Here is a 24,272-nt window from a genome sequence, read left to right on the forward strand (position 1 = left end):
AAATCTTTAAAAAAGGCACATTACTTCAACTGTTTAAGCATTTGTTTTGCACCTGCATGGTTATAGCTACTTGCCAAATTTTGTAAAATTTTCTTTGCACGATCATCTGCATTATTGAATCTGCGACTATAAGCAGGAATACTCGTTAAACAACGTGCAACGAGCATGCCTGATTCTGCGTATGCATTAACACCTGTATTTCCTCTTAATCGCCCATAACCATACGCGAGTTCCGCATTATTACAGGCATTAATTTGATTCTGCCCACGACCTAAATCTTTACGTGCAGCAGCATATAATTGCATTTGTTGTGTTTGTGGCGAAACCGTAACTTTTACAGATGGCGTAATAGTCTGTTGATTGATTACTTTTTTATCATCTAATTTCTTCTCCTCTATTTTTTTCTCTTCTGTCTTTTTGTCCTGTTTTTTCTCTAGTGTTTTTTTATCATCTTTTTTCTGCGTAATCACATTTTTCTGATTTTGCGTATTATTTTTTTCCGTCACATTCTTCATGCCGTAAAATTGATTGATTTCATCCAAAGATAAAACCTTTGTTTGCAAGGCAACTAATCGGGTTTCGCTGTCTTTTGCCAGTTTCTTTTCAGCAACAGGTTCAATCGACACCAACCACGTAGAACCATTATTTTCTAAGCATTGATATGCACCAATACCCTGCTGAACACTGCTGTATGTGCTCAATAATTTATGTGACCATTTATCTTTAATCAATTTCATCGAACTTTTATGTACTTGTTTAAGCTTACCGCCTTTGGCTGTACAATAAGCCGCTAAAGTCAATTTAGGTGTCAATGATTGTACATTCTGCTGACCCTGTTTTGGATCCCAGTAATAAACATAATCTTTTGCTGTACCATTGGTAGTATTCAGATTTTTCTGATCAATGACCTGTTGTGGTGAGCTATAGCTCTTAAAGGCATCTGTGCTAAAACCACCCATGCTCGCACAACCCTGTAAAGCAATACCTAAACTTCCTGTCAGGAAAAGTGCTTTTAAATTCACATCTGATTCTCTATGACTTTGAAATATTGAAAATATATGAAAATCAAACAAAAAAATAGAGTCAAAATATTGATTTTATTGTTTATTTTTACCAAATAAAATATGACTTAATATTGTAATTTCACTATAAATGCCAAACTTGAAACATTTATAATCCAAAGCATAAAACAAATAACATTTTTCTTTCAGCTATTTCAATAACCTTAAAATATGACTTAAACGTATATGGTTAAAATCTTGCTTATACACCGCATAAATTGGTGCGATACAGGGTATATCTGCTTGTAAAGTCTTATAAACAATTTGATTGTTCCAAAAATCTCGAATGGCTTCAGGAACAATCGATAAGCCAATACCTGCGGCTATCAAATTTAAGCTTGATGTTAAACGTGGTGCCTCCTGTACAATATTTGGACTAAAGCCTGCCTGATAACAACTCGCTAAAATATTATCAAACAAATCCTGCCCTGCTAAACGTCTATATAACACAAAATCATAAGGCTCTAAATCTAAAAGGTGAATGCTCTCTTGCTGTATTGCGAGTGGATGATTATTAGGTAAAGCCACAATTAAAGGCTCATCTAAAACATGTAAACTCGTTAAACCCAAACCAATCGGAGCAGGTTTACGTAGAAAAACAATGTCATTTTTTTCATTGAGAATAGAGTCAATAAGCGCATTGCTTCCATCTTCTTCTAAATGAATGGAAACGGCAGAAAATGCATCACGAAAATTACGTAATAATGCGGGCAAAAATGGATGCAAACCGACTGAATTCGTAAACCCAATATTCATCTGACCTTCTAAGCCTTGCGCAATATTTTGTACACGTTTAGGAATGGCTTGCGCATGTGCCAATATTGTCACTGCTTCTTGATATAAAGCTTTCCCTGCTTCTGTAACCTCAACTCCACGTGGTAATCGCTTGAGTAATGTTGTATTTAACTCATCTTCTAAACTTTTGATCATGCGAGTGAGTGGCGGTTGCTGCATATTTAAACGAACAGCTGCACGAGAAATATTACTTTCCTCAACCACAATAACAAATGCATTCAGTTTATGAATCTCTATCATTCCAACCTCATTTATTCATACTTTATTGATATGGATAACAGCAAAAATAGCATTTTTAAATATATCTAAACAAGCGCATACTTTCCTCAAGTTCTAATCAGTCAGATCATTTTAATTTGTGCAATAACATAGATAGCGAGATGAAGCATGAATACTGAAACAATTCCAATGGAGCACATACAAGATATTCCCAATTGCAAAGCTTTATTCTCAGGCTTCATGAAACTTGGCTTAATGGGCTTTGGTGGTGTACTCCCTTTAGCACATCGTTTAATTGTTGAAGATCAAAAATGGCTCAATGCGGAGGAATTTACAAACTTACTCGGTGTTTGCCAAATATTACCTGGTGGTAATATTGTCAATATGGCAGTTGCAATTGGTTATGACTTTCAGGGAGTCAAAGGCGCAATCAGTGCCATTTTTGGATTAATGCTCGCCCCCACTTTAATCGTCATTAGCTTATATGAACTTTATGCACAGTTTCAGTCTATTCCAACTGTACAACACATGATTGAGGGGTTGGCTGCAGCAGCGGCAGGGTTATTATTTGCAACAGGTTTAAAAATGCTTAAACCAATTATGAAAAAAAAACTGACCTATTTTACCATCGCGCTCACAGTCATTTTTATGTTGCTCTTTAAACTGCCTTTGGCACTGACTTTATTGATCTTAGTGACTGTAAATATGATGGTTCTGATGATTCAACAAAAGAATATGCTACACACAAATATCCAAAATGCTAAAGAAGATCAGGAGTAAAATATGCTTTATGTTCTCGTTGCGCTTACTCTTGTTTTTACTCAACTTTCATTATTAGCCTTTGGTGGTGGTAATGCCATTTTACCTGAGATGCAACATCAGGTTGTAACAGTACATCAATGGATGACAGCTGAACAATTTAGTTCAATGTTTGCCATGGCACAAGCCGTTCCTGGACCAAACATGATGATTGTACCTTTAGTGGGTTGGCATGTCGCAGGCCCTATGGGCTTATTCGTGACCTCTTTTGCAAAGTTTGGACCATCTTCAGTCATTACCATTTTTGCACTCAAATTTTGGAATAACTTTAAAGATCATCCTTTACGTGGCAAATTTGAAAAGGCTTTAAAGCCAATTACAGTCGGTTTAGTTTTAGTCAGTGCATGGATTATTGCAGGAACATCGGCGCAGAATGTTCTACTGGTCATGATTGTTATTATTGTCGCTTGCTTAAGTTTATTTAAAAATGTACATCCTGTTTGGTTAATGCTGATAGGGGCAGGAAGTGGTGCGTTATTTTTATAAATAATATTGAATAAAAAACCCGCAATTTGCGGGCTTTTTATAGACTCAATTTAATCTTTTAAAACAGCTTCAAAAGCTTTTAAACGCTTATAAATTGAGAGTAGCTCAATAATAGTCTTCCATGAGCTAACTAAGTATTGGAAAGATTCACGAACTTTATCAAAAACATTACCAATCTGATTAAGCAAACCTAAGGTCATAGTTCCTGCTGCAATGGATGGAAATAAAACAATTAAACTAAATAAAACATCAAGCTGTGCATACCAAGTACTGACTAAATTAAAATATGCATAATGAAAATACAAACGGAAATAGTTTTTACGTACATTACTAAATAATTCTTTTAATGTCTGTGGTTGTGCACGTTCTTCATAATCTTCACCATAAACCAATTCTTTACGATATGCTGCTTCAACTTTTTGATTATTAAATTCTAAACCTGGTAATTTAATCCCAACACCCATTAATAATGCTGTACCAAAAACAGCCCATCCTACAGCAGCCCAAACCAACGAATATTTTACTTCACCAATAATAGGCAAAACAGGTACATGCTCGGATAATTGAATAAGTACGGGTAAGAAAGCAATTAAAATCATAATTGCTTTAATAAAACTCACTCCAAGTGCTTCCAATGTTGTGGCAAAGCGCATTGTATCTTCCTGCACACGCTGTGAAGCACCTTCAATAACACGTAATTGTGCCCAATGTTCCGTATAATATTCATTCATTGCAGTACGCCAACGGAAAATATAATGGCTAACAAAAAATGAATTCATCACAGCGACAGTGACAGCAACCATTGCAATTAAAAGAAATGTCAAAGTTCCCATATATAATTGCCGAATATCTCCACCACCACTACTTAACATTTTCTGAATTAAGTCCCAAAATGGACCATACCAAGCATTAATAGAAACACTGACTTGTACACTAAACCAAATATTAAATAGAATAAATGCAGAGCCCCATACTGACCATCTTTGCCATGGATTTGTTGATTTTAATTTCCAAAAGGTAGCAAAAATTGCAGTTGAAATGAAAAACCATAAATAGAACCAAATAAACTGTGCTGACCAAAAACGACTAACACTAATAGGTAACTCATCTGTTGCATAATTTGTAGGAAAACCAATAAAAGTACCCCATGAATTACCACCTGAATACCACAATGCAAGGTTAATCAAAAACCACAACACAAATGAACTAAAAAACCACTTTGGATTTGGAAAAAATGACTTAAACATTTAGCTTGGCTTTCCTTAAAATATTATTTTGGCTATGCTATGCATCTGATACTAATCCTAAAAACTTAAGTTTGCTTAAAATTTTGTATTTATTTTATAACGAATATAACAACATTTATGTCGTCATTATTAATACTAAAGATTTCATTTTCTGCAATTTTATTGTTACTACTACATGCTATATTCAAAAATATTCAATAAAAATGGATTTCAAAAAGGATACGATATGTCTAAAAATATTCTCATGTTGGTCGGTGATTACGCAGAAGATTACGAAACCATGGTGCCATACCAGTTCCTAACCGGTTTAGGCTATAACGTGCATACGGTTTGCCCCGATAAAAAAGCAGGTGATAGCATTGCGACCGCCATTCATGATTTTGAAGGTGAACAAACTTACAGCGAAAAACGTGGTCACAACTTTGCCATCAACTATGATTTTAATACAGTTGATAGCACAGATTATGTAGGTTTAGTCATTCCGGGCGGTCGTGCACCTGAATACTTACGTATGAATGATCGTGTAATTGAAATTGTCCGTGAGTTTGATTCTGCGAAAAAGCCAATTGCAGCCGTATGTCACGGTGCACAAATATTAGCAGCGGCAGATGTACTTCAAGGCCGTTTATGCTCAGCTTACCCTGCCTGTGCGGCTGAAGTAAAACTTGCTGGTGGACAATATGCCGATATTGCAGTGACAGAAGCAGTAACCGATGGTCATCTTGTCACGGCACCAGCATGGCCTGCTCACCCTGCTTGGATGGCACAATTCATTAAAGCATTAGGCGCAACTGTGACAATTTAATTTTTCTAAAAGTTTGCATTAAAAACCTCGACCATTGACTCGAGGTTTTTTACATATTTAACTTTCATGCATATGAATTAATTTAAATCATGAAATCTCAAAACAAAATTAAATCACGCCTGCCGTGATGGTGATATTTTTATATTCAATAAAATCATCCATTGTAGCCACTCCATTCATACAACCTCGATCTGACTTTTTATAACTGCCTTCTTCAAATTCATCGTAAATAATCGCCCAATCATTAATCCAAAAAGTGTCCGCTAAAATTTTACGTGCGACATGTAGCGGGCAGTTAATATCTTGTGTCCAAATACTTGCCACAAAACCATATTCACTGTTATTTGCAAGTTCTTCTTCTCTATCAAAAATCAGCATAGAAAGTACAGCACTAATAACTTCTTTTTGAACGATATCTACATTTGGATCGGTCACTTGTAAAAGTGTTAGACGGTAGAATGCACCTTTAGACAAAGGAGTCTCGGAAACAACACCACCTCGTACAATCACTTTTGCACCATCACTAATGGATTTTTCTACCATACCATTGACATGTTCTATATTTGGCTTATCAATCCAAGGTTCCATGTCACTACTTAAATCTGATGTAGAACCTCGTTTGACATTCTCCAAACGCTCAGCAGGCGTTTCGTCAGATCTTCAACAAAGCCATGTTGTATAAGTAAAGTGAAACTGCCATACAAAACTGACCTACAAATACAGTCAAACTCTTTTCCTGTTTTGGCAAGGCATCATCAAGATTGGCATCATTGAACACAATCATTGCCAATGCAGTTGTTATATTTTTTTATCTCTCAGGCACTTAAATTCATTTAAATAAATTCAAGAAAATTTTATTAAGAATAAAAATTTATTCGGCCTCCAATTTAACACTCATCATTGTCTCTGTTATCTTTTTTTAATAATATTATTAATTTAAACTTGAAAAATGATTTTAATCTAGCTGAGAATTTAACTGATTAAAAGATTTAAGACCAAATTGACCGTTAATTACCATTTATTGAATTAAAAACCATCCCAAGAATTATCGGGATGGTTTTTTATAAAGAGCCGAGTTAGAGCAAATAAAAATTAGCCCATCACTGTTGCAAGTAAAATCTGCTGTGCATTGTGTGCTATATCACCCTCTTGAGCTGTTACACGCACCCATATACCATCGGCCTGTAACTCCCACGCTTGTTGATTATCTTTCAAATAGTTGATCAAACCTTGTTGGTAAATACGTTTTTTCAAGCCAGGCTCCTCAATTGGAAAACAAGCCTCAACGCGACTAAATAAGTTACGATCCATCCAATCTGCACTTGAACAATAAATCCGCGCATTCCCTGCATTTCCAAAGTAAAATACACGTGTATGCTCAAGAAAACGTCCGACAATTGAGCGCACACGAATATTTTCAGACAAACCAGGTAAACCTGGACGTAAACAGCAAATTGAGCGAATGATTAAGTCAATTTGCACACCTGCTTGTGAAGCCTCATATAATTTATTGATAAGTTGAACTTCTGTTAAAGCATTTACTTTAATAATAATTTGCGCAGGCTTACCTGCTTTCGCATTTTCTATTTCTTCATCGATAAAAGTCACGAGTTGAGCATGTAAAGTAAATGGTGCATGTAAAAGCTTTTTTAATTTCGCCATTTTGCCCATACCCGTCAACTCTTGGAAGATACGATGCACATCTTCGCACAGTTCTTTATCTGTTGTGAGTAATCCATAATCGGTATAAATACGTGCATTGGTCGCATGGTAATTTCCTGTGCCCAAATGTACATAACGTACTAATTTATTGTTTTCACGGCGCACAACCAAAATCATTTTGGCATGCGTTTTATAACCCACTATACCGTACACCACAACGGCACCAGCTTCTTGTAATACATTTGCCACTTCAATATTTGATTCTTCATCAAAACGTGCACGTAGCTCAATAACTGCGGTGACTTCTTTACCATTACGCGCCGCTTCAGCAAGTACTTGTACAATTTCAGAATCTGCACCACTGCGGTATAGCGTCTGCTTAATTGCGAGTACTTGAGGATCACGTGCGGCTTCTCGTAAGAGATTAATGACAGGTGCAAAAGATTCAAATGGATGATGCAGTAAGATATCTTGCTTCTGCATTGCTAAGAAAATATTTTCAGTTTTTTTCAATACTTTTGGTAAGACTGGCACATGAGAGTCATATCGCAAATGTGGCACTTTAAAGTTCGAAACAAGACGTGCCAAGTTAACAGGGCCATCTACCTTGTAGAGTTGTTCCTCATGTAGATCAAACTCATCAAGCAAATATTCATAAATATGCTTTGGACAATTATGCGTAACTTCCAAACGTACCGCACGACCAAAACGGCGTGAACTTAACTCACCAATTAATGCTTTCGCTAAATCTTCAACATCTTCATTTAAAGCTAAATCGGCATTTCGAGTCACACGGAATTGATAACATCCTGTCGCTGTCATACCTGGGAATAAATCAGAAACATGCTCATGAATAATGGCAGACAACATGACAAAATGCTCTTTCCCCCCTGTCAACTCATCAGGTAAACGTACCACTCTAGGCAACGATCGGGGTGCAGGAACAACGGCTAAATCAATTTGACGACCAAAAGCATCTTTACCTTCAAGCGTGACAATAAAATTCAGGCTTTTATTAACTAAACGTGGGAATGGATGTGCAGGATCTAGACTAATTGGTGTGAGTACTGGTGCAACTTGTTCTTGGAAATATTTTTTAATCCATACCGATTGCGCAGGCGTTAACTCTCCACGACGTAAGAAACTAATATCCGCTTCACGTAGTTTTGGGAAGATTTCATCATTTAAAATACGATACTGACGATCAATGGCTTCATGCGCCGTCCGAGAAATTTGCTCTAGTACCTGTTTTGGCGTTAAACCATCGGGGCTACGGCTTTCATTTTCAAGCATCAACTGTTCCATGACACCTGCAACACGAATTTCAAAGAACTCATCCATGTTACGAGAAAAAATCAGCAAGAAGTTGAGTCGATCCAATAACGGATGCAACGGATCCACAGCTTGTTCCAACACTCGAAGGTGAAAATCGAGAATGGAAAGCTCACGGTTAATGAAGCGCTCATTATAAGTATATTCTGTAGACGTTGTCGTTACTGCGGTATTCATGCAAAACAGCCTGCAATCTAATGATATTTACAGAATAGTATGCTTCAATTTTGTGACAATTTCATAAAAAAACACAGTACATAAAAATTATTTTCCATGTTTTAGTAATACCATCTTTGAGAACAATCAAAATCATTAAAATCGTACATTCGTTTAGTTCACTAAATAGCGATGACTATGATCAATGCATTATTGCAAACTGCTTCTTTTCAATATCTTAGTTACTTTGGAATTCGCGTGTAACGCATATATTTCAGTACCATCCGTATTTTATTTTGCAATTTACGATCATCTCTGTGATCTTGATAATATTTCGGGTTAGGTAAAATTGATGCTAAAAATGCAGCCTGTTCACGATTTAAATTTCGTGCGCTTTTACCAAAATAATACTGCGATGCCGCTTCAACTCCATAAATATGATCACCAAACTCAACCGAGTTCATATAGACCTCTAAAATTCGTTCTTTACTCCACATTCGTTCCATCATTGTAGTTGCAATCGCTTCCTGACCTTTACGAAAATAAGAACGTCGATTATAAAAAAATAAATTTTTTGCCAATTGTTGTGAAATCGTTGAACCACCTGCAACAACTTTATCTTTTTTCATATTCTTTTGTAATGCATCTTCAATTCCTGTCCAATCAAAACCATGATGATCGATAAAACGGGCATCTTCCGCAGCAATAATCGCATGTTTGAAATGATCGCTAATGTCATCATACGCCCGCCATTCATGCTGAATTGGCTTAAAATCAGACAAATATGTCCAACGCATAAACATTGTATTTTCTACAGGATTAGTTCGCCAATAGACCAAACTTGAAAAAATCCACAGTTGAATAATAATCAGCACACTGACAATGATTAACAAAGTTCTAACAATAAAAGCTTTCATGTCAGTGTGTTACTCCTGAAATTTAAATGATTCGTGCTAAGCTGAAAGATAATATCAACCCAGAACATTTAGTATGTCGAATTACGATTCCAATCCAATACATGCATATCCCCCCAACCAACCACGTAATGGTGTAGGTAAACTCACTTTGCTGTTGATTGGAATCAACGTTGCACTTTTTGTATTACAAGTGCTCAGTGGGGTAGATTTTTCTAGTCCATCTACACGTGATGCAATGCATTGGGGTGCAGATTATGCACCTTTAACCTATCTTTCGGAACCATATCGACTATTTTCAAGTATGTTTTTCCACTTTGGCTTCATGCATTTACTCATGAATATGTGGGCATTGTTCGTTTTTGGCAATATCGCCGAACAAGTTTTTGGACGTGCATATTATTTGGGTTTATATATTCTTGCAGGCTTAATGGGGAATTTATTGAGTGGCTATTTGGACATTCTAAATAGTTATGCTTATTTGCAACATCCTGCACAAGACCTGATTCCACGAGTGTCCGCAGGTGCTTCAGGCGCAGTTATGGGACTTGGCGGTGCGCTGACAGCACTGTCATTTTTTAGAAATGTGCCTTATTTAGACCGTAAGTCTTTACTCATCATTATGATTGCCAACGTCGGCTTTGGTTTCTTTGCTTCAGGCATCAATAATATGGCACATATTGGCGGCATTATTATGGGCGTTATTCTTGCGCTCGGTTGGCACTTTACACAAAAAATGTATGCAGGAAAAATCATGCCGATGATTGTTTTAGGTCTTGGCGTTGCGCTGTGTTTTGTATTTTATCAATACAATCAACAACAAATTCAGGGGCTTTTAGCGCTTTGGCAAGATGCAGCCAGTCAAATGAAAACTTTGTTGATAAACTAAAGCTGAACTTATTTTCCAAAATAAAATGGGTATCATCACCATGAATCACCCATTTTATTGCAACATTCAAACTAGAAATAATCAATTAAGAATTCAATTCTCTTAAACTTTGTAAGGGCGGAATATCTGACAAATAACTCAAACGATAACGTCCAATCACAGCACATAGCACTGTCATCACAAGGGGGAGGATTAACCAGATTTCAAGATGTAATTGCATTTCCATATTCATACGCCAACATGCAATCGCACTAATCACTTCGGCAAAGAAGCAAGATACAATTCCTGCAATAAAACCAATCAGACCAATTTCAATCGTCATCATGCGTTTCAGTTGTGCTTTAGAGCTACCGAATGACCGCATGAGAGCCACTTCTCTTTTGCGCTCATCCATGAGTAAATTAATACAAGCAACCAAGACCAAAAAGCCTGAAATACTGACCAATAATGCCAGTACACTAATGATCTGCATCAACACATTTACAAGACGTTTCACCTCATCCAAAATAGCAGAAACATCAATAAAGACGGTATTGCTGAACTGTTGTACTATGCCAATGAGCTGCGACTTTTCAGCAGGTGGCGTATAGAAACTACCTAAATAACTGCCTGAGTTTTCATCCAAACTTTGCGGTGCAAAAATGAAAAAGAAGTTCGGGCTAAAACTACGCCACTCTACCGTTCTGAGATTTACCACTTTTGCATGTAATTCACCTTCAGGCAAAGTAAATGTCAGTGTATCGCCAACTTTAATACCCAATTCTTCAGCCAGTTTACTTTCAACTGACACTTCACCACTTTTTTGCAGTGCTGCATTTCCTTGAATAATCTGATTATCTTGCGGATATTCATTGGACTGCGTCAGGTTTATTTCACGGCGTAAGGCATTAATTTGTGCCACTTGCTGTACCGAAAAGGCTTGATCATTTTTAGCAATCAAGCGTCCACGGACATTGGGATATAACGGTGTACTTCTCCAACCCTTTTCTTGTAATTGTTGTCTAAATTGCTCAACCTCAAAAGGTGGCAATCCATAAACAAACTGATTTGGTGTACCTTCTGGCAATTGTTGTTGCCAACGCTCCAATAAATCTGTGCGTAAAACAGCAAGCACACTAATTAAACTGAGTCCAAGTGCCAAAGCTGTAATTTGTAATGCTGTCTGTGATGGTGTTCGAACATAAGCTGAATAACGATTTTTTAAGGCTTTTAACCATTTGAGTAACAGCCAAATTATGCCATACAACACACCGCATAAAGCAAAAATACTCGATACAACAATCAGACTCAGCTTTAGATTTTCAGTCAATAAAATACTAAAAACAACCAAACTGAAAAGCCCTGCACTCAAAGTCAGTACAATCGATTCTACAGATTTTTCTTGCTGACGAATTACACGAACAGGTGGTGTATTCAGCAGTTGTAAAAGTCCTGGTAAAATAAAACCCAAAAGCACCACTGCACTGGTAAAAATCGCAATCGGTAATGGACCAACAAGCATCTGTAATACTGAAAATTGTAGTTCTAAATTTGGAATCAGTTGAAGAATTAACTGCAACAAAGCATAGCCCATACCCAAACCAATCGCACTACCAAAGACTATTGCAATCAGGACAATCAATGATAATAACAATAGAAAAGTTCTAAAAATTTGTCCTCGCCCTGCCCCCATACAACGCATTAATGCAATATGATCTTGGTTCTGCTGTACATAACGTTGGCTGGTCAATGCAATCGCGATACCGCAAAGCAAAATCGTTAAAATATTGGCAAGCTGTAAAAAGGTATCTAAGTTTTCAATGGGTTGAATCAGACGTGTATTGGCATCACTAGCTGTGCGTAAACGCAGACTATTTAAGGTCATCGCATCGTTTGGATTAACTTCTGCACCATCTGAACTCGCTACTTGTGTTGTATCTTGCATTTGCTGTGATGCATGGCTGAGTTTCAACTTTTCAGCTTTAACAAAAGCCTGAAAAACATCAACAAAGCGCTGGGTATTTTCTGCTGAACCTGCAAGTAAAAGTCGATAATCAATACGGCTTCCCACCTGAATAGCATTGGTTTTAGCAACATCATCTTGATGAATAATCACAGTCGGTGAAAATGCTGAAAAGCCCATTTCCTGATTGGAATCATGCGTAATAATACCGCCCACTTTAAAATCGCCATCGGCAATTTTGATCTGGCTACCGACATTCACATGTAATAAATCTTGAGCACGTTGACTCAGCCAAACTTCGCCTGATCGTATATGTGCTTGTTCAGGTGCTATACGTAATTCGCCGCGTAAAGGAAACTGAGGTGCTATGGCTTTAACATTGACCATGACAAACTGATCGTTCGTTGATGCCATTGAGCCAAATAAGGTGACTTTTGTCTGTTGTAATTGTAAAGATTCAGCTTGTTTTTGCCACTTGGCATCAATCGGAATATTATCACTAAGAACCAAGTCTGCCGCCTGCATTTTAGCAGCTTGCAATGCCACTGCATTTTGCACTTGCTCATTGCTAAACTTCAGCGCAGTCGTTGCACTAATGGCAAGCGTCAGTGCGATAATAAGCAAATAAATACCTGTCGTAGCGAAACTTTGTCGTAATAAAGGCTTAAAAAGTGCAAACATTTTCGAGCCTCCTATGACAAAACCTGACGATGATTCAATTGTTCCACTTTCTGCTCAATCAATTGTCCATCTTTAAGCTCTAAGTGACGTTGACATTGTGCAGCCAAGTCAGCATCGTGCGTCACAATCACTAAAGTTGTGCCTGTTTCGCGGTTTAATTCAAATAATAACTGTTCAATTTCACTTGCAGTATGACTATCCAAATTGCCCGTTGGTTCATCTGCAAAAATAATTTTAGGTTCAGTAATCAATGCTCTCGCAATCGCAACACGTTGTTGTTCACCACCCGACAATACTTTTGGTGTTTGACTGCTTTGACGCTCTAAGCCAACCCGTTTAAGCAACTGCAAGGCTTTCTGCTCTGCTTCCGCATAATGAAATTGTGGCTGTAAGCGAAGTGGTAACATGACATTTTCAAGCGCTGAAAGATGTGGTAAGAGTTGAAAAGACTGAAAAATAAAACCAATATGACGTAAACGCACCAAAGCTCGCTGTTCTTCATTTAAGGTATGGACTGCTTCACCATTGACCCATAGCTCCCCTGAACTCGCTTGATCAAGTGTTGCCAAAATGCCGAGCAAAGTTGATTTCCCTGAGCCTGAACGCCCTGTAATTGCCACCAACTCGCCTGCAAAGATATCAACATTTAAATTTTCAAAAATCGTTAATGTTTTTTGCTGTAATGGTATCGATTGTGTGAGATGTTGTGCAGAAATTATCGGTTGTGGCATGATGGAGTCTGTGTGATTAGACTGAGCTTTGGGCTGAAAAGTGGACATAAAAAACAAACCTTATATACAAAATCATCAAGTATTAAATGTAGGCAAAATAAAAAAAATCACGAGCTGTCTATTTTTTAGCATGATCTGCCTTGTTCCTGCGAGTAGTTTTGCAAAAACTATCATGATTGTCGGTGACAGTCTGAGTGCAGGTTATGGCATTAACCCACAACAAGGTTGGGTAAATCTATTGCAATCACGTTTAAATCAACAATTTCCAAAACAACATAACGTGGTCAATGCGAGCGTCAGTGGAGAAACCACGAGTGGTGCTTTAGCACGTTTACCAAAACTTTTACAGGTACATAAACCCGATATTGTGGTGATTGAACTCGGTGGAAATGATGGTTTACGTGGACAACCTCCGCAAATGATTCAAAAAAATCTTGCTCAATTGGTACAACAAAGTCAACGCAGTAAAGCTCAAGTGATTGTATTAGGAATGAAAATTCCACCGAATTATGGTACTGCCTATAGCACAGCTTTTGAGAATAATTATAAAGTCATCAGTCAGCAATATAAGGTCAAATTGATGCCCTTTTTTATGCAAGGCATTGCAGGACAAAAATCATTAATGCAAAAAGATCAGATTCATCCCAATGTCACAGCACAAAAAATATTACTGGATAATGCCTATCCATACATTAAAGGCGCTTTATAAGCGCCTTTAATCAATTTAAATAAATGTTCAACAGATTAAAAGTCGTAAAATTCAACTTCACCTGTTTCAAGTGAATATTCTGCACCAACGACTTTAAGTTTGCCCTTTGCAATAAGACTTTCAAGTACAGCAGAGCCATGACGTAATTGGTTTACTGAAGCAAAAACATTTGAACGCACAGCATGATGAGATAACTTTTCTAAATCATCTTTCAATTCAGTTTGCATCAAAATCTCAACCGATGGACGTACACGGTTCACAATCGACATTAAATTTGCAGAAGGTGGAGAGTCCGGATTCATCAATGCTTCAATAGTCGAATGAATCGCACCACAGTGACTATGACCTAGTACTACAACCAATGGACAACCAAAACTGTCCGCAGCAAATTCCACGCTACCCACTTGTGATGGTGCAACAATGTTGCCTGCCACACGAATCACGAACAAATCACCAAAGCCCTGATCAAAAACCATTTCAGCAGGTACACGAGAATCTGAACAGCCCAAAATAATTGCAAATGGATGTTGATCTTTCACCATTTCTGTACGTTGTTGATGGGTTAAAAATTTAGCGGGATTCACTTCATCCGATGCAAAACGTGCATTACCTTTTTTTAAACGATCTAGTGCTTCATCTGCTGTCAGCATTTTTTTTCCATCAGTTTTGGAGAATTGCACTATTTTATGCCTGTATTTTTGCAATGTCACTGACTAAAAATAAACTCTGTTACAATTTTTAATATTGCCGACTCAACTACACATATAACTGTGTAAAGCTTCAACAAGTACTTTTATCTATCGAAATATTCATAAGATTTATCATTTTTTTAAATTTTACATGCTCATTTTCACACTTTGAAATGATAAAAAAATAAACATTTAAGCTAAAGAGGCGAATGTAAAGGTGAAATAAATAATCAATAATCTTTTTCACTTTTATATAATGGCAAACCCTTTTCAAGGAAGATGATCAATGCCCTTGGTTTTGCATAAAAAACGCCGTTTAAATCAAAATATTTTTCAATCGATAACCACAGCTATACTGAGTCTTTCAGTCGCTACGCTTGCATTAGGTGTTCTCCCTACTCATGCAGCAACAACTGAATATGTGGACTATCAAAAAATCTTACAAGAAGAACGTGTTTGGGCAGGGTTAAAAAGCAAAACATTAAAAGTGGGCGATGTTACTTGGTCATATAGCGAAGGTGGTGACAGCAGCAAACCAACCATTTTACTCATTCATGGTTTAGCCAGTAGCCGTGATACATGGAACGATGTCGCATACCGTTTAACGCCTTATTATCATGTCATCATTCCCGATTTACCATTGGTAGGTAATACTCAAGTCCCTGCTAATTTTGATATTTCGGTACCCAATGTCACAGAGCAATTGCGCCGATTTATTGAAGCCGCACATATTCAAAATAACTTAAATATTGCAGGTCACTCGTTGGGTGGAACCGTTGCTATGTTTTATGCATCGCAATATCCATTTGATACCAAAAGTTTATTTTTAATGAGTACAGGTGGAATTTTCCAAAATAACAATACCAATTATTTAAAAAATCCTGTTTATTTGAAACAATTAATTGTGAGCCAACCAGGAGATTTAGACTTTGTACTGAAAAAAGTGATGTACAAACCACCCTTTACACCTAGAATTATTAGGCAAGAACAAGAAAAAATACTGATTGCGCATTCACAAGAAACATCAAAAATTGTGAATCAGATTACCGATCTAAATAAGCTCTATACACCTGCATCTTTTACGTTAATGCTCAAAAATATTGAAGCACCGACGCAAATTTTATGGGGTAAGCAAGATCAAATCATTAATGTTGAAGTCGTACAAAATCTGAAAAGCTTATTGAAAAGACCTGAAACGCCTGTCATTCTTAATAATGTTGGTCATATGCCACTACTTGAATCACCTGAAGAAGTCGCTGATGCGTACCGTCTTTTTTTAGACAAAATTCAGACGCAAAAAAATCCGTTGTCTGAACACAAAGTATATAAGTGATATTTGCAACAAGGATGAAATATGTCTCACCCACTGACTGAACAACTCATTGAAGCACAACTGAATTTTCTAGATCAAGAGTTTGCTCAAGCAGATCAGATTGAAAATGAATTTTTACAGTTTCATCAGTGGTTTAGAAAACAAACTTTACAAGATCTGTGGAGTTTTGAACAAATTCATAAACTCATTCAAAAGCAAATACTCGATACCCCTGCAAGTGATTTTCTAATTGAACAGATTGCGGAACATATTCGTTTTGCATTGATTCATCCTATAAATGACACGGCAACTATTGAAGATATTATTCCAGTTGCCACCATTGATAAACTTGCACTCTATGTCGCAAGTAAAAGTGGGCATCGTAAAGCGCTCATTAAACGAGTTGTAAATAATCCTTCGTTTTCAAGCATGTTAACGCAACTGATTCATCATTCGATTCAAGATTATATTGATAATTCAGTCATGAATAAAAAAGTGCCTGGTGTTGGTCGTTTTATGAAAATGGGGAAATCGGTTCTGGAGTCGGTCACAGATACCAACTTGGATGATACGGTTAAGCATTATTTGCAAAAAAATATCATTAAAATTAGCCAACTGAGTGAGCAAGTTTTAAATCATCAGTTTGACGATGAAAAGCTTTATCACTTACAAGCGAACCTTTGGCACAAAATTAAAAAAGTGCCCGTCTCAGTGATTCGTAGCTATATTGAAGTGAATGACCTACCGAAAACGGTTACTTTGGGTCATGAAATTTGGGATCACCTTCGCCAAACTGACTATCTTAAACAGCAAGTGCACGATGGCGTATATGCTTGGTATGTGCGTAATCAAGAACATAGTTTTGACTTATTATTACGTGATCTTAACATTGATGAAACGCTCATTCAAAATGAACTCTGCCAATTATTAAACCCCATTATTCAAAAACTTATTTCTTCTCAGCACTTAAGACAACGTGCTCGTGTGCATTTGGAAAAGTTTTATTATTCAAATGAAACGCTTAAGATTTTAGGAATAGAAAAAGGCGCTTAAAGCGCCTTTTTCTAAATCTGATATACCAAGAAATCTATTAAAATTTAGCCATAAAACTTACACCATAACGTCGTCCATCCAATAAACGATCACCATCTGAGTTTTCAGCGGTTTCATCTAACAGATTATATACACCGAACTTCCCTTTCAAATGTGGTGTAAACTGATAATTAAAGCCAATATCGAGGAATTCATACCCTGGATTCGGTTCAGACATTGAAGTACGACTTAAATAAGAAGATGTTTCACTACGATAATGTAAGCGACTCCAAACGTTTAATGCATCTGAAATATTATAATCTACTGTAATATTAAACATATGCTTAGGCATTTCATTTAAAGGTTGCCCCTTAAATTCACCTGATTTAATTTCCGTATTTGTATACGTATAATTTGCCGATAATGTTGTATATTCGTTTAAATCAGTTTCAACCGTAGCTTCAATACCTTGTAGTTCAGCATCATCTACGTTAATACGATCACTGATGAAATAAAATGGCGTTGCACCTTCAGCACATTTCCAAGCAGCGACATTATTACGGTTCGTGTTCGTCCCATCTGTGTCTGTTTCACAAGTCCGTACTTCAGTTATTTTATCTTTAAACTGAGTGATATAGCCTGTTAAAGAAGCATTTACATAATCATTTTTCCAATTAAACCCAAGCTCTGAAGAAACGCTAGTTTCAGGATCTAAATCAGGATTGGCACGGATAATACCTCGACCTGTAGATGTAGGAGAACCTCCTCCACCTGTCACACTATAAAAACCTTCTGTTGCTGCTCGAATATCGGGTTGTTTATATCCTGTAGATACACCACCTTTCATACTGAATTGATCTGTAAAGCTATAAACACCGTATAAACGCGGCGATAAATTACCACCATAATTCTCATCATGGTCATAGCGCAAACCACCAGTTAAATTAAACTGATCGGTTACACTCCAAGTATCTTCAAGAAAGCCTGCGACCGACCAACGAGATAATTCACTAAATTCTGGAATATTCGGGTTACGGTTTGTTGCTTTATCATTCAACACTTCATCTTTATAATAAGCACCAAATGACAGTTTGTGTTTATTTAGCAACCAATTCCATTGATTATTAAATGTCCATGTTTCAAGCTCAATCCCTTTCGTATCAAGGGTTGTATTGGCACGGTCTGGATTTTTAGAGTTTTCATATTGCAAATACGTTGCGCTATCCAATTTATCACTATAACGACCATTATGCGTTAATGCATAAACACTACGATAGTTACGTGAATTTGAATCTGTGGCATTTGCAACTGCTTCTACCGTTTTACCCACTGTTGATTTTGCATCTTGCGTAGTAAAATTCGCATCAAACTGTAAATCATGCTGATCATTGAGCATATAAGTTAAGCGTGAATTTAAACTTTCTCTCTCATTTCCTCTAAAGCCACCAACAAAACTATCTTCTTCACGTTCTTGTTTGCTTACACCAAGTTGTAGACCAAGTTTATTTGGAATTAATGGTCCTGCAATATATACAGATGCATTTTTTAGATCACCTGCATCACCCTTATCCTGAATAACTGTACCAAGCTCGGCCGTACCCGACCATTCATCTGATACCTTTTTCGTAATGATGTTAATTACACCACCCATAGCCTCACTGCCATATAGCGTTGATGCAGGACCACGGATAATCTCAATACGTTCAATAGCGGCCATTGGCGGTAAAATATTTTTTTCGAATCCATTATCGTCGCCATTTGGATTCACATCTTTTGAATACTGTCGCTTGCCATCAATCAAGAATAATGTGTAATTCGAGCTCATCCCTCGAATACTAATACTTTGAGCCGAACCTGAGCCTGAAACAACAACTCCTGGTGTATTTCGAAGTACATCTGTAATGTCTGAGTACTCTCGTTTGTCTAATTCTTCGCGACTAATCACTGTCATAGATGCGGGTGCTTTCGAGATATCTTGCTCGTATCCTGATGCTGTAATGACAATCGTTTCAAGTTTACTTTTGGGTTCTGATGACACATTTTCACTTGAATTTTCTTTTGATTCTACCGCATGAGCAGCACTTATCATCAGTGCTACAACTGAAATTGATAACACGGATTGGATAACACGTTTTGTCATGCAAGATACCCCAAAGAATCTAAGTTATGAATAAATATGGAAGATTTCGTGACATAGTGTAACAAAGACACCACTAAATGCAATATTTAATGATAATTACTACTATTTGCATTCATAAATTTAATTTTATTTATTATATAAATTACTGTAATAATTAAATTTTATTCTCATAAATAAACATATTTTTCTATATCAAAAATATGAGAAAACTCATCCTTACAAAACTGTTAAGCATAAAAAAACCTCCATAATTGGAGGTTTTAAAACTGAATTTTAAATCAATTTATTTGAAATACGCACCATCAGTTTGAGTATGATCTGTCTGGTCGACAACTCTCATCAATTCTGGAATATGCTGTTTCAACGTTGTCTCAACACCTTGTTTCAAGGTTAAGTCAATAGATGAACACCCTTGGCAACCACCACCAAATTTTAATACCGCTGTTAAACCATGCTCTGCATCATCTTGTACTTCAACCAATGCACAGTTACCACCATGACCTTCTAAGCCTGGGTTAATTTCAGACTGTAATACATAAGTAATACGCTCTTCCATTGATGCATCAGGACCGACACGTGGGACTTTTGAATTTGGTGCACGGAATGTCAACTGCCCACCAAAACGGTCTTTGTTGTAATCAATAACCGCATCTAATAAATATGGAATAGATGGGCTATCAATATAAGCACCAAACTCTGCATATTCTTGTTTATAGTCTGTAGGGACAACTTCATCAGGAGCACTATACGCCATGCAACATTCAGCACGTGGAGTTCCTGCATGTTCAACAAAAATACGAACTGCGATACCCGGTGTATTTTGCTTTTCAAGCAAATCTTTCAGATATTCTTGTGCAGTTGGTGTAATCAATAAATTTGGAATTTCTTCTGCAACTGCAGTGTTGCTGTTTTCAGTCGACATAACTTTTTCCTCAAGCTGAAGTTGCTATTTTAACTGAAGTTGGGGGCAATTAATAAAAAATCAACTAAATTTGTCGGAATTGATGTTTTTATTTATTTTTCACACAAGTTTTAAAAAATCTTTCAATCAAATAACACTCAATAGAATCTTTTAGATGTAAAAGGCATTCATTTTCCCCTTACGTTTTCTATCAATTTTGGTAGTTAATGCCACCCAAAAAGTAAACTTGGCATAGATAATGTATACATCTGTATATTAATTTAAAAAAAACTGGGGTTTTTCGCATGTCCAAAATATTAGATGGATTACACTTTCCACTTGACCCACATACAGGCAAATCGAGCAGTTCCAAAACAGGTCAATCCATTCTTTCCGAAGCACTGTCTTTGGTCGATCATGCCAATGCTCAAGCCGTATTAGTAGATAAAAATTGGCGAAAAAATTACCCCCATTATTTTAAAGCACTGGTTGAACATGGTATTCGCTCAACTCAAAATCCCATTCACATTGCTACCCAAGGCTTACACAAAGCACAGCATAGTTTTGATTTTTATCGTGATGGAAAAAAGTATTTATTGAAAGATGTTATGGATGTCGCTGACATTCAAAAACTGTATACCGTGACAATTCAAGGTAAAAGTACTGCAAAACCCGAATGGTATGTACCCTATCGTGGACAAAAACTACAAGGTCAGGCTTTACTTGATCAAATAACATTTTGGCAAGATGCGGGTATTGTTGAAGAAAGTCATGCCGATGCTTTACGTAAAGTGATTGCTCATCCTGAATGGTTCGACTTATCTGAAAAAACCATGGTTCTGTTTGGTGCTGCATCGGAAGCAGGACCTCTGAGTTGGCTTGCAAAATGGAAAGCCAATATTATTGCCGTAGATTTACCCAATGAACGAGTATGGACAAAAATCCTCAAGATTATTGAAAATGGCAATGCCACACTTCATGCGCCAAGCTTAGAAGATATTTCAGCAAATACATCACAAAATGAACTGACACAAAAGTTAGGGGTAAATTTACTGACCCAAATTCCTGAAATTGGACATTGGTTAGCGCAGAATCCACATAAACTAAACCTTGCTGCAATTGCATACCTAGATGGTGAAAAACACGTTCGTGTTTCTATGGCAATGGACAGTATTATGAGCTATGTCAGTCAGCAAAAGCCTGACTCATCACTCATGTATATGTGTACACCAACAGACATTTATGCTGTGCCTAAAGAAGTGATTGAAGCTTCGGGTGAGAAATTTAAGCGACGTTCAAGTTTTGAAAAACTCTTTAGTAAAGGCATTTCAACCATCTCACTCAAACATTTTTTCCAAAATCATCAAAAAACGTTGATTTCTTCCGATAATGGACAAGCTTATGGTGTCGCAGACTGTATGGTCGTAGAACAAGGTCCAAACTACGCCTTAGCAAAACGACTACAACAATGGCGTGCAACTTTAGCTCGTCATCAAGGTCAAAAGGTATGTATCAATATTGCACCATCGACAACGACTTATTCAGTGACCAAAAATCCACTGCTGAAAGCAGCATTCCATGGCGCACGTTTATTTGATGTTGAAGCTTTTGATCCTGAAACGACCAATGCCATTATGGCTGCGTTATGGATTCACGACTTACGCAACCCTAAAGCATTATCACATCCTGAAAATGATCTTGAACATCCACTTCAACTGATGATGGACGGTGCAAATCATGGGGGCTTATGGCGTGTGGCTTATCTTGCACGTACTGCACTGCCCTTTGCTGCTATTTATGGTTTTGCTGCCAATAAGCTACCATTAGATAAAGTATGGTCTAAAGTGAAAAAATCATAAGTTTGAGCATGTTCTATTTGCTAAAAAAAATGCTGCCTTTTGGCAGCATTTTTAAATTTCTTATTTAATTATTTCAGATTAGACAAATTGTAAGAATAACCAAAACAATCCACCTGATAAACAAATTGTTGCAGGTAATGTGAAAATCCAAGCTGAAAGAATAGTTTTCACTGTCGCAAAGTTCAAACCAGATTTATTGGCAACCATGGTACCTGCAACAGCCGAGTTTAAAACGTGTGTGGTTGATACTGGTAAGCCAAAACCATCTGCTGCTGCAATTGTCGTCATTGCAACCAATTCAGCAGACATGCCCTGACCATAAGTCATATGATGTTTACCAATACGCTCACCTACAGTCACCACAATACGCTTCCAACCAACCATTGTGCCTAGACCCAATGCCAATGCCACTGCAACTTTTACCCAAGTTGGAATGTATTGTAAAAATGAATCTAAATTTTTACGGTAGTCTTTCACCACTTTGGTTTGTGTTGCATCCATTTTTGGCAATTGCTCAGCTTTCTCCAAACGTTTAAATGCAGTCGAGCTCAAGTACATATCATTACGTAAAGCAGAAACTTCCGCTTCAGGTAAATTGTTCAAACTACCAAACTTGCTGACACGTTCACCCAAGTGATCCGTTAAACTTGCCAATGCAGGTATAACTTGCGGTGTTAATTCTTTAGTTTGAACGTATTTAGTAATCGTATCACGTGCTTGCGCATCCGAAATATCATCATGTTGTACATAGATTGCTGACGCGGTCTGACTTGATAATTGTGAAAATGATTGTAAATGTGTTTGGTCTAAACTTTTATTTAAAGAATATGCCAAAGGTACACAACCAATCAAAATCAACATGATTAAGCCCATACCTTTTTGACCATCATTTGAGCCATGTGCAAAACTTACACCCGTACAGGTAAAGATAAGAATGGCGCGGATCAATGGTGGTGGTGGCTTATTACCTTCAGGTGGTTGGAACAATTCAACTTGTTTCTTAAATATTTTCTTAACCAATAAGAAAACAACTGCTGCAAATGCAAAACCAATAAGAGGAGAAAACAGCAATGCTTTACCCACTTTTGCAACTTGATCCATATCAACGCCTGAAGCGCCACTCCCCGAATGTAAAATCCAGTTCATGATGCCTACACCTAAAATCGAACCGATTAAAGTATGTGAGCTTGATGCCGGAATCCCTAAGAACCAAGTCCCTAAGTTCCACAGAATCGCTGCTATGAGCATGGCAAAAACCATCGCAAAACCTGCACCTGAACCGACATTCATAATCAATTCAACAGGTAGTAAAGCAATAATCCCGTAAGCGACAGCACCACTTGCAACCATAACTCCCAAGAAGTTACAGAAACCTGCCCACATCACTGCAACTGGTGCAGGTAAGGCATTCGTATAAATCACCGTTGCTACAGCGTTGGCTGTATCATGGAAACCATTTACAAACTCAAAACCGAGTGCAATGAAAAGTGCTGTTGCCAATAAAATAACAGAGTACATGCTCAGCGCAGGTACATGACTCAGGTCAGTATTGACCTGAATTGCAATATAAATAAGCGTCGCAATAATAATCGTCAAAAACACCGGCATAAAAAATTTTGGTGTTGGCACATGAACATTCGTCGACTTTTGTACTGTTGACGTTTGTGCCGAATCAGAAACGGGAGGTAAATTTGAATTCATGCAGACGTAAAAGAGGATAATAAAATCCCCTTATTGTTCAATTTAATTATGACAATTATATGACAAACATGACTTATATAACGCTCATATTTCAAAAATATAAACGCTTCACTTAACACACCCACTCACCTAAAAATAAAAATAAAAATAAAAAACATAAACTTAGTCTATATAAAACATTAAAAAATCC

General features: G+C 37.1%; 20 protein-coding genes. 8 read left to right on the forward strand and 12 right to left on the reverse strand.

The features are described from left to right. Window positions 1-20: 20 nt before the first annotated feature. Together ACK1JC_RS07815 and ACK1JC_RS07820 are read right to left on the reverse strand one after the other, a co-directional pair. On the reverse strand, window positions 21-1,022 hold the full coding sequence (locus ACK1JC_RS07815; protein WP_409511298.1) for a hypothetical protein: 1,002 nt from the start codon (window positions 1,020-1,022) through the stop codon (window positions 21-23). Window positions 1,023-1,211: 189 nt separating this feature from the next. Continuing rightward, complete coding sequence (locus ACK1JC_RS07820; RefSeq protein ID WP_409511299.1) at window positions 1,212-2,096, reverse strand: LysR family transcriptional regulator; 885 nt, start codon at window positions 2,094-2,096, stop codon at window positions 1,212-1,214. 147 nt (window positions 2,097-2,243) lie between these two features. On the opposite strand from ACK1JC_RS07820, the gene ACK1JC_RS07825 reads away from it, so the two are divergent. Together ACK1JC_RS07825 and ACK1JC_RS07830 are read left to right on the forward strand one after the other, a co-directional pair. Further along, window positions 2,244-2,855 carry a chromate transporter gene (locus ACK1JC_RS07825; protein ID WP_409511300.1) on the forward strand — a complete coding sequence of 204 codons (612 nt, stop codon included), beginning with the start codon at window positions 2,244-2,246 and terminating at the stop codon, window positions 2,853-2,855. 3 nt (window positions 2,856-2,858) lie between these two features. Continuing rightward, window positions 2,859-3,380 (forward strand): chromate transporter, encoded by a 522-nt coding sequence (locus tag ACK1JC_RS07830; RefSeq protein ID WP_409511301.1) that lies wholly within the window; start codon window positions 2,859-2,861, stop codon window positions 3,378-3,380. A gap of 50 nt (window positions 3,381-3,430) precedes the next feature. On the opposite strand, the gene sbmA is transcribed toward ACK1JC_RS07830, so the two are convergent. Further along, window positions 3,431-4,627, reverse strand: a complete 1,197-nt coding sequence (gene sbmA, locus ACK1JC_RS07835) for a peptide antibiotic transporter SbmA (protein WP_409511302.1) — start codon at window positions 4,625-4,627, stop codon at window positions 3,431-3,433. A gap of 226 nt (window positions 4,628-4,853) precedes the next feature. Between sbmA and ACK1JC_RS07840 the strand changes: the two genes are divergently transcribed. Further along, the gene (locus ACK1JC_RS07840; protein ID WP_409511303.1) at window positions 4,854-5,432 is read left to right on the forward strand and encodes a DJ-1/PfpI family protein; all 579 of its coding nucleotides are present in this window, start codon (window positions 4,854-4,856) and stop codon (window positions 5,430-5,432) included. A 108-nt stretch (window positions 5,433-5,540) separates the two neighbouring features. Here the strand turns inward: ACK1JC_RS07840 and ACK1JC_RS07845 are convergent, their stop codons facing one another. The 3 genes from ACK1JC_RS07845 to mtgA all read right to left on the reverse strand — a co-directional run bounded on the left by ACK1JC_RS07845 (window position 5,541) and on the right by mtgA (window position 9,499). After that, entirely contained in the window at window positions 5,541-6,065 is a 525-nt protein-coding gene (locus ACK1JC_RS07845) for an aldehyde dehydrogenase family protein (RefSeq protein ID WP_409511304.1), read from the reverse strand. Between the two features lie 459 nt (window positions 6,066-6,524). After that, the gene (gene ppk1 / locus ACK1JC_RS07850) at window positions 6,525-8,603 is read right to left on the reverse strand and encodes a polyphosphate kinase 1 (RefSeq protein WP_409511305.1); all 2,079 of its coding nucleotides are present in this window, start codon (window positions 8,601-8,603) and stop codon (window positions 6,525-6,527) included. Between the two features lie 221 nt (window positions 8,604-8,824). Then, window positions 8,825-9,499: a monofunctional biosynthetic peptidoglycan transglycosylase gene (gene mtgA, locus ACK1JC_RS07855; RefSeq protein ID WP_409511306.1), complete on the reverse strand. Its 675-nt coding sequence runs from the start codon at window positions 9,497-9,499 to the stop codon at window positions 8,825-8,827. 73 nt (window positions 9,500-9,572) lie between these two features. On the opposite strand from mtgA, the gene ACK1JC_RS07860 reads away from it, so the two are divergent. Beyond that, complete coding sequence (locus ACK1JC_RS07860; protein ID WP_409511307.1) at window positions 9,573-10,385, forward strand: rhomboid family intramembrane serine protease; 813 nt, start codon at window positions 9,573-9,575, stop codon at window positions 10,383-10,385. Between the two features lie 85 nt (window positions 10,386-10,470). Here ACK1JC_RS07860 and ACK1JC_RS07865 read toward each other — a convergent pair whose 3' ends face one another. Further along, the gene (locus ACK1JC_RS07865; RefSeq protein ID WP_409511308.1) at window positions 10,471-13,008 is read right to left on the reverse strand and encodes an ABC transporter permease; all 2,538 of its coding nucleotides are present in this window, start codon (window positions 13,006-13,008) and stop codon (window positions 10,471-10,473) included. Window positions 13,009-13,019: 11 nt separating this feature from the next. Next, entirely contained in the window at window positions 13,020-13,787 is a 768-nt protein-coding gene (locus ACK1JC_RS07870) for an ABC transporter ATP-binding protein (protein WP_409511309.1), read from the reverse strand. Window positions 13,788-13,869: 82 nt separating this feature from the next. Between ACK1JC_RS07870 and ACK1JC_RS07875 the strand changes: the two genes are divergently transcribed. After that, window positions 13,870-14,448, forward strand: coding sequence for an arylesterase (locus ACK1JC_RS07875; RefSeq protein WP_409511310.1), 579 nt, complete (start codon window positions 13,870-13,872; stop codon window positions 14,446-14,448). Window positions 14,449-14,483: 35 nt separating this feature from the next. Here ACK1JC_RS07875 and ACK1JC_RS07880 read toward each other — a convergent pair whose 3' ends face one another. After that, a complete protein-coding gene (locus ACK1JC_RS07880) occupies window positions 14,484-15,098 on the reverse strand; it encodes a carbonic anhydrase (protein WP_409511311.1) in 615 nt (204 codons plus the stop codon). A 325-nt stretch (window positions 15,099-15,423) separates the two neighbouring features. Here ACK1JC_RS07880 and ACK1JC_RS07885 point away from each other — a divergent pair, with 325 nt between their 5' ends. Then, window positions 15,424-16,470 carry an alpha/beta fold hydrolase gene (locus ACK1JC_RS07885; RefSeq protein WP_409511312.1) on the forward strand — a complete coding sequence of 349 codons (1,047 nt, stop codon included), beginning with the start codon at window positions 15,424-15,426 and terminating at the stop codon, window positions 16,468-16,470. A gap of 21 nt (window positions 16,471-16,491) precedes the next feature. Further along, entirely contained in the window at window positions 16,492-17,502 is a 1,011-nt protein-coding gene (locus ACK1JC_RS07890; RefSeq protein ID WP_409511313.1) for a hypothetical protein, read from the forward strand. A 37-nt stretch (window positions 17,503-17,539) separates the two neighbouring features. Here ACK1JC_RS07890 and ACK1JC_RS07895 read toward each other — a convergent pair whose 3' ends face one another. Together ACK1JC_RS07895 and nfuA are read right to left on the reverse strand one after the other, a co-directional pair. Continuing rightward, on the reverse strand, window positions 17,540-19,621 hold the full coding sequence (locus ACK1JC_RS07895; protein WP_409511314.1) for a TonB-dependent receptor domain-containing protein: 2,082 nt from the start codon (window positions 19,619-19,621) through the stop codon (window positions 17,540-17,542). A gap of 283 nt (window positions 19,622-19,904) precedes the next feature. Beyond that, window positions 19,905-20,543: a Fe-S biogenesis protein NfuA gene (nfuA, locus tag ACK1JC_RS07900; RefSeq protein WP_409511315.1), complete on the reverse strand. Its 639-nt coding sequence runs from the start codon at window positions 20,541-20,543 to the stop codon at window positions 19,905-19,907. Window positions 20,544-20,827: 284 nt separating this feature from the next. Between nfuA and ACK1JC_RS07905 the strand changes: the two genes are divergently transcribed. After that, window positions 20,828-22,381, forward strand: coding sequence for a hypothetical protein (locus tag ACK1JC_RS07905; RefSeq protein WP_409511316.1), 1,554 nt, complete (start codon window positions 20,828-20,830; stop codon window positions 22,379-22,381). A gap of 78 nt (window positions 22,382-22,459) precedes the next feature. Here ACK1JC_RS07905 and ACK1JC_RS07910 read toward each other — a convergent pair whose 3' ends face one another. Continuing rightward, window positions 22,460-24,082 carry an inorganic phosphate transporter gene (locus ACK1JC_RS07910; protein WP_409511317.1) on the reverse strand — a complete coding sequence of 541 codons (1,623 nt, stop codon included), beginning with the start codon at window positions 24,080-24,082 and terminating at the stop codon, window positions 22,460-22,462. Window positions 24,083-24,272: the final 190 nt, after the last annotated feature.

Source organism: Acinetobacter sp. TY2, assembly GCF_046269225.1.
Classification (GTDB): Bacteria; Pseudomonadota; Gammaproteobacteria; order Pseudomonadales; family Moraxellaceae; genus Acinetobacter.

Coding starts and splice junctions, on each gene's coding strand:
- ACK1JC_RS07865 (WP_409511308.1), bottom strand. CDS start 13,008: ATGTTTGCACTTTTTAAGCCTTTATTACGACAAAGTTTCGCTACGACA.
- ACK1JC_RS07885 (WP_409511312.1), top strand. CDS start 15,424: ATGCCCTTGGTTTTGCATAAAAAACGCCGTTTAAATCAAAATATTTTT.
- ACK1JC_RS07840 (WP_409511303.1), top strand. CDS start 4,854: ATGTCTAAAAATATTCTCATGTTGGTCGGTGATTACGCAGAAGATTAC.
- ACK1JC_RS07870 (WP_409511309.1), bottom strand. CDS start 13,787: ATGTCCACTTTTCAGCCCAAAGCTCAGTCTAATCACACAGACTCCATC.
- ACK1JC_RS07820 (WP_409511299.1), bottom strand. CDS start 2,096: ATGATAGAGATTCATAAACTGAATGCATTTGTTATTGTGGTTGAGGAA.
- ACK1JC_RS07910 (WP_409511317.1), bottom strand. CDS start 24,082: ATGAATTCAAATTTACCTCCCGTTTCTGATTCGGCACAAACGTCAACA.
- ACK1JC_RS07860 (WP_409511307.1), top strand. CDS start 9,573: ATGTCGAATTACGATTCCAATCCAATACATGCATATCCCCCCAACCAA.
- ACK1JC_RS07825 (WP_409511300.1), top strand. CDS start 2,244: ATGAATACTGAAACAATTCCAATGGAGCACATACAAGATATTCCCAAT.
- ACK1JC_RS07895 (WP_409511314.1), bottom strand. CDS start 19,621: ATGACAAAACGTGTTATCCAATCCGTGTTATCAATTTCAGTTGTAGCA.
- mtgA (WP_409511306.1), bottom strand. CDS start 9,499: ATGAAAGCTTTTATTGTTAGAACTTTGTTAATCATTGTCAGTGTGCTG.
- ACK1JC_RS07880 (WP_409511311.1), bottom strand. CDS start 15,098: ATGCTGACAGCAGATGAAGCACTAGATCGTTTAAAAAAAGGTAATGCA.
- ACK1JC_RS07890 (WP_409511313.1), top strand. CDS start 16,492: ATGTCTCACCCACTGACTGAACAACTCATTGAAGCACAACTGAATTTT.
- nfuA (WP_409511315.1), bottom strand. CDS start 20,543: ATGTCGACTGAAAACAGCAACACTGCAGTTGCAGAAGAAATTCCAAAT.
- sbmA (WP_409511302.1), bottom strand. CDS start 4,627: ATGTTTAAGTCATTTTTTCCAAATCCAAAGTGGTTTTTTAGTTCATTT.
- ACK1JC_RS07905 (WP_409511316.1), top strand. CDS start 20,828: ATGTCCAAAATATTAGATGGATTACACTTTCCACTTGACCCACATACA.
- ACK1JC_RS07830 (WP_409511301.1), top strand. CDS start 2,859: ATGCTTTATGTTCTCGTTGCGCTTACTCTTGTTTTTACTCAACTTTCA.
- ACK1JC_RS07875 (WP_409511310.1), top strand. CDS start 13,870: ATGATCTGCCTTGTTCCTGCGAGTAGTTTTGCAAAAACTATCATGATT.
- ppk1 (WP_409511305.1), bottom strand. CDS start 8,603: ATGAATACCGCAGTAACGACAACGTCTACAGAATATACTTATAATGAG.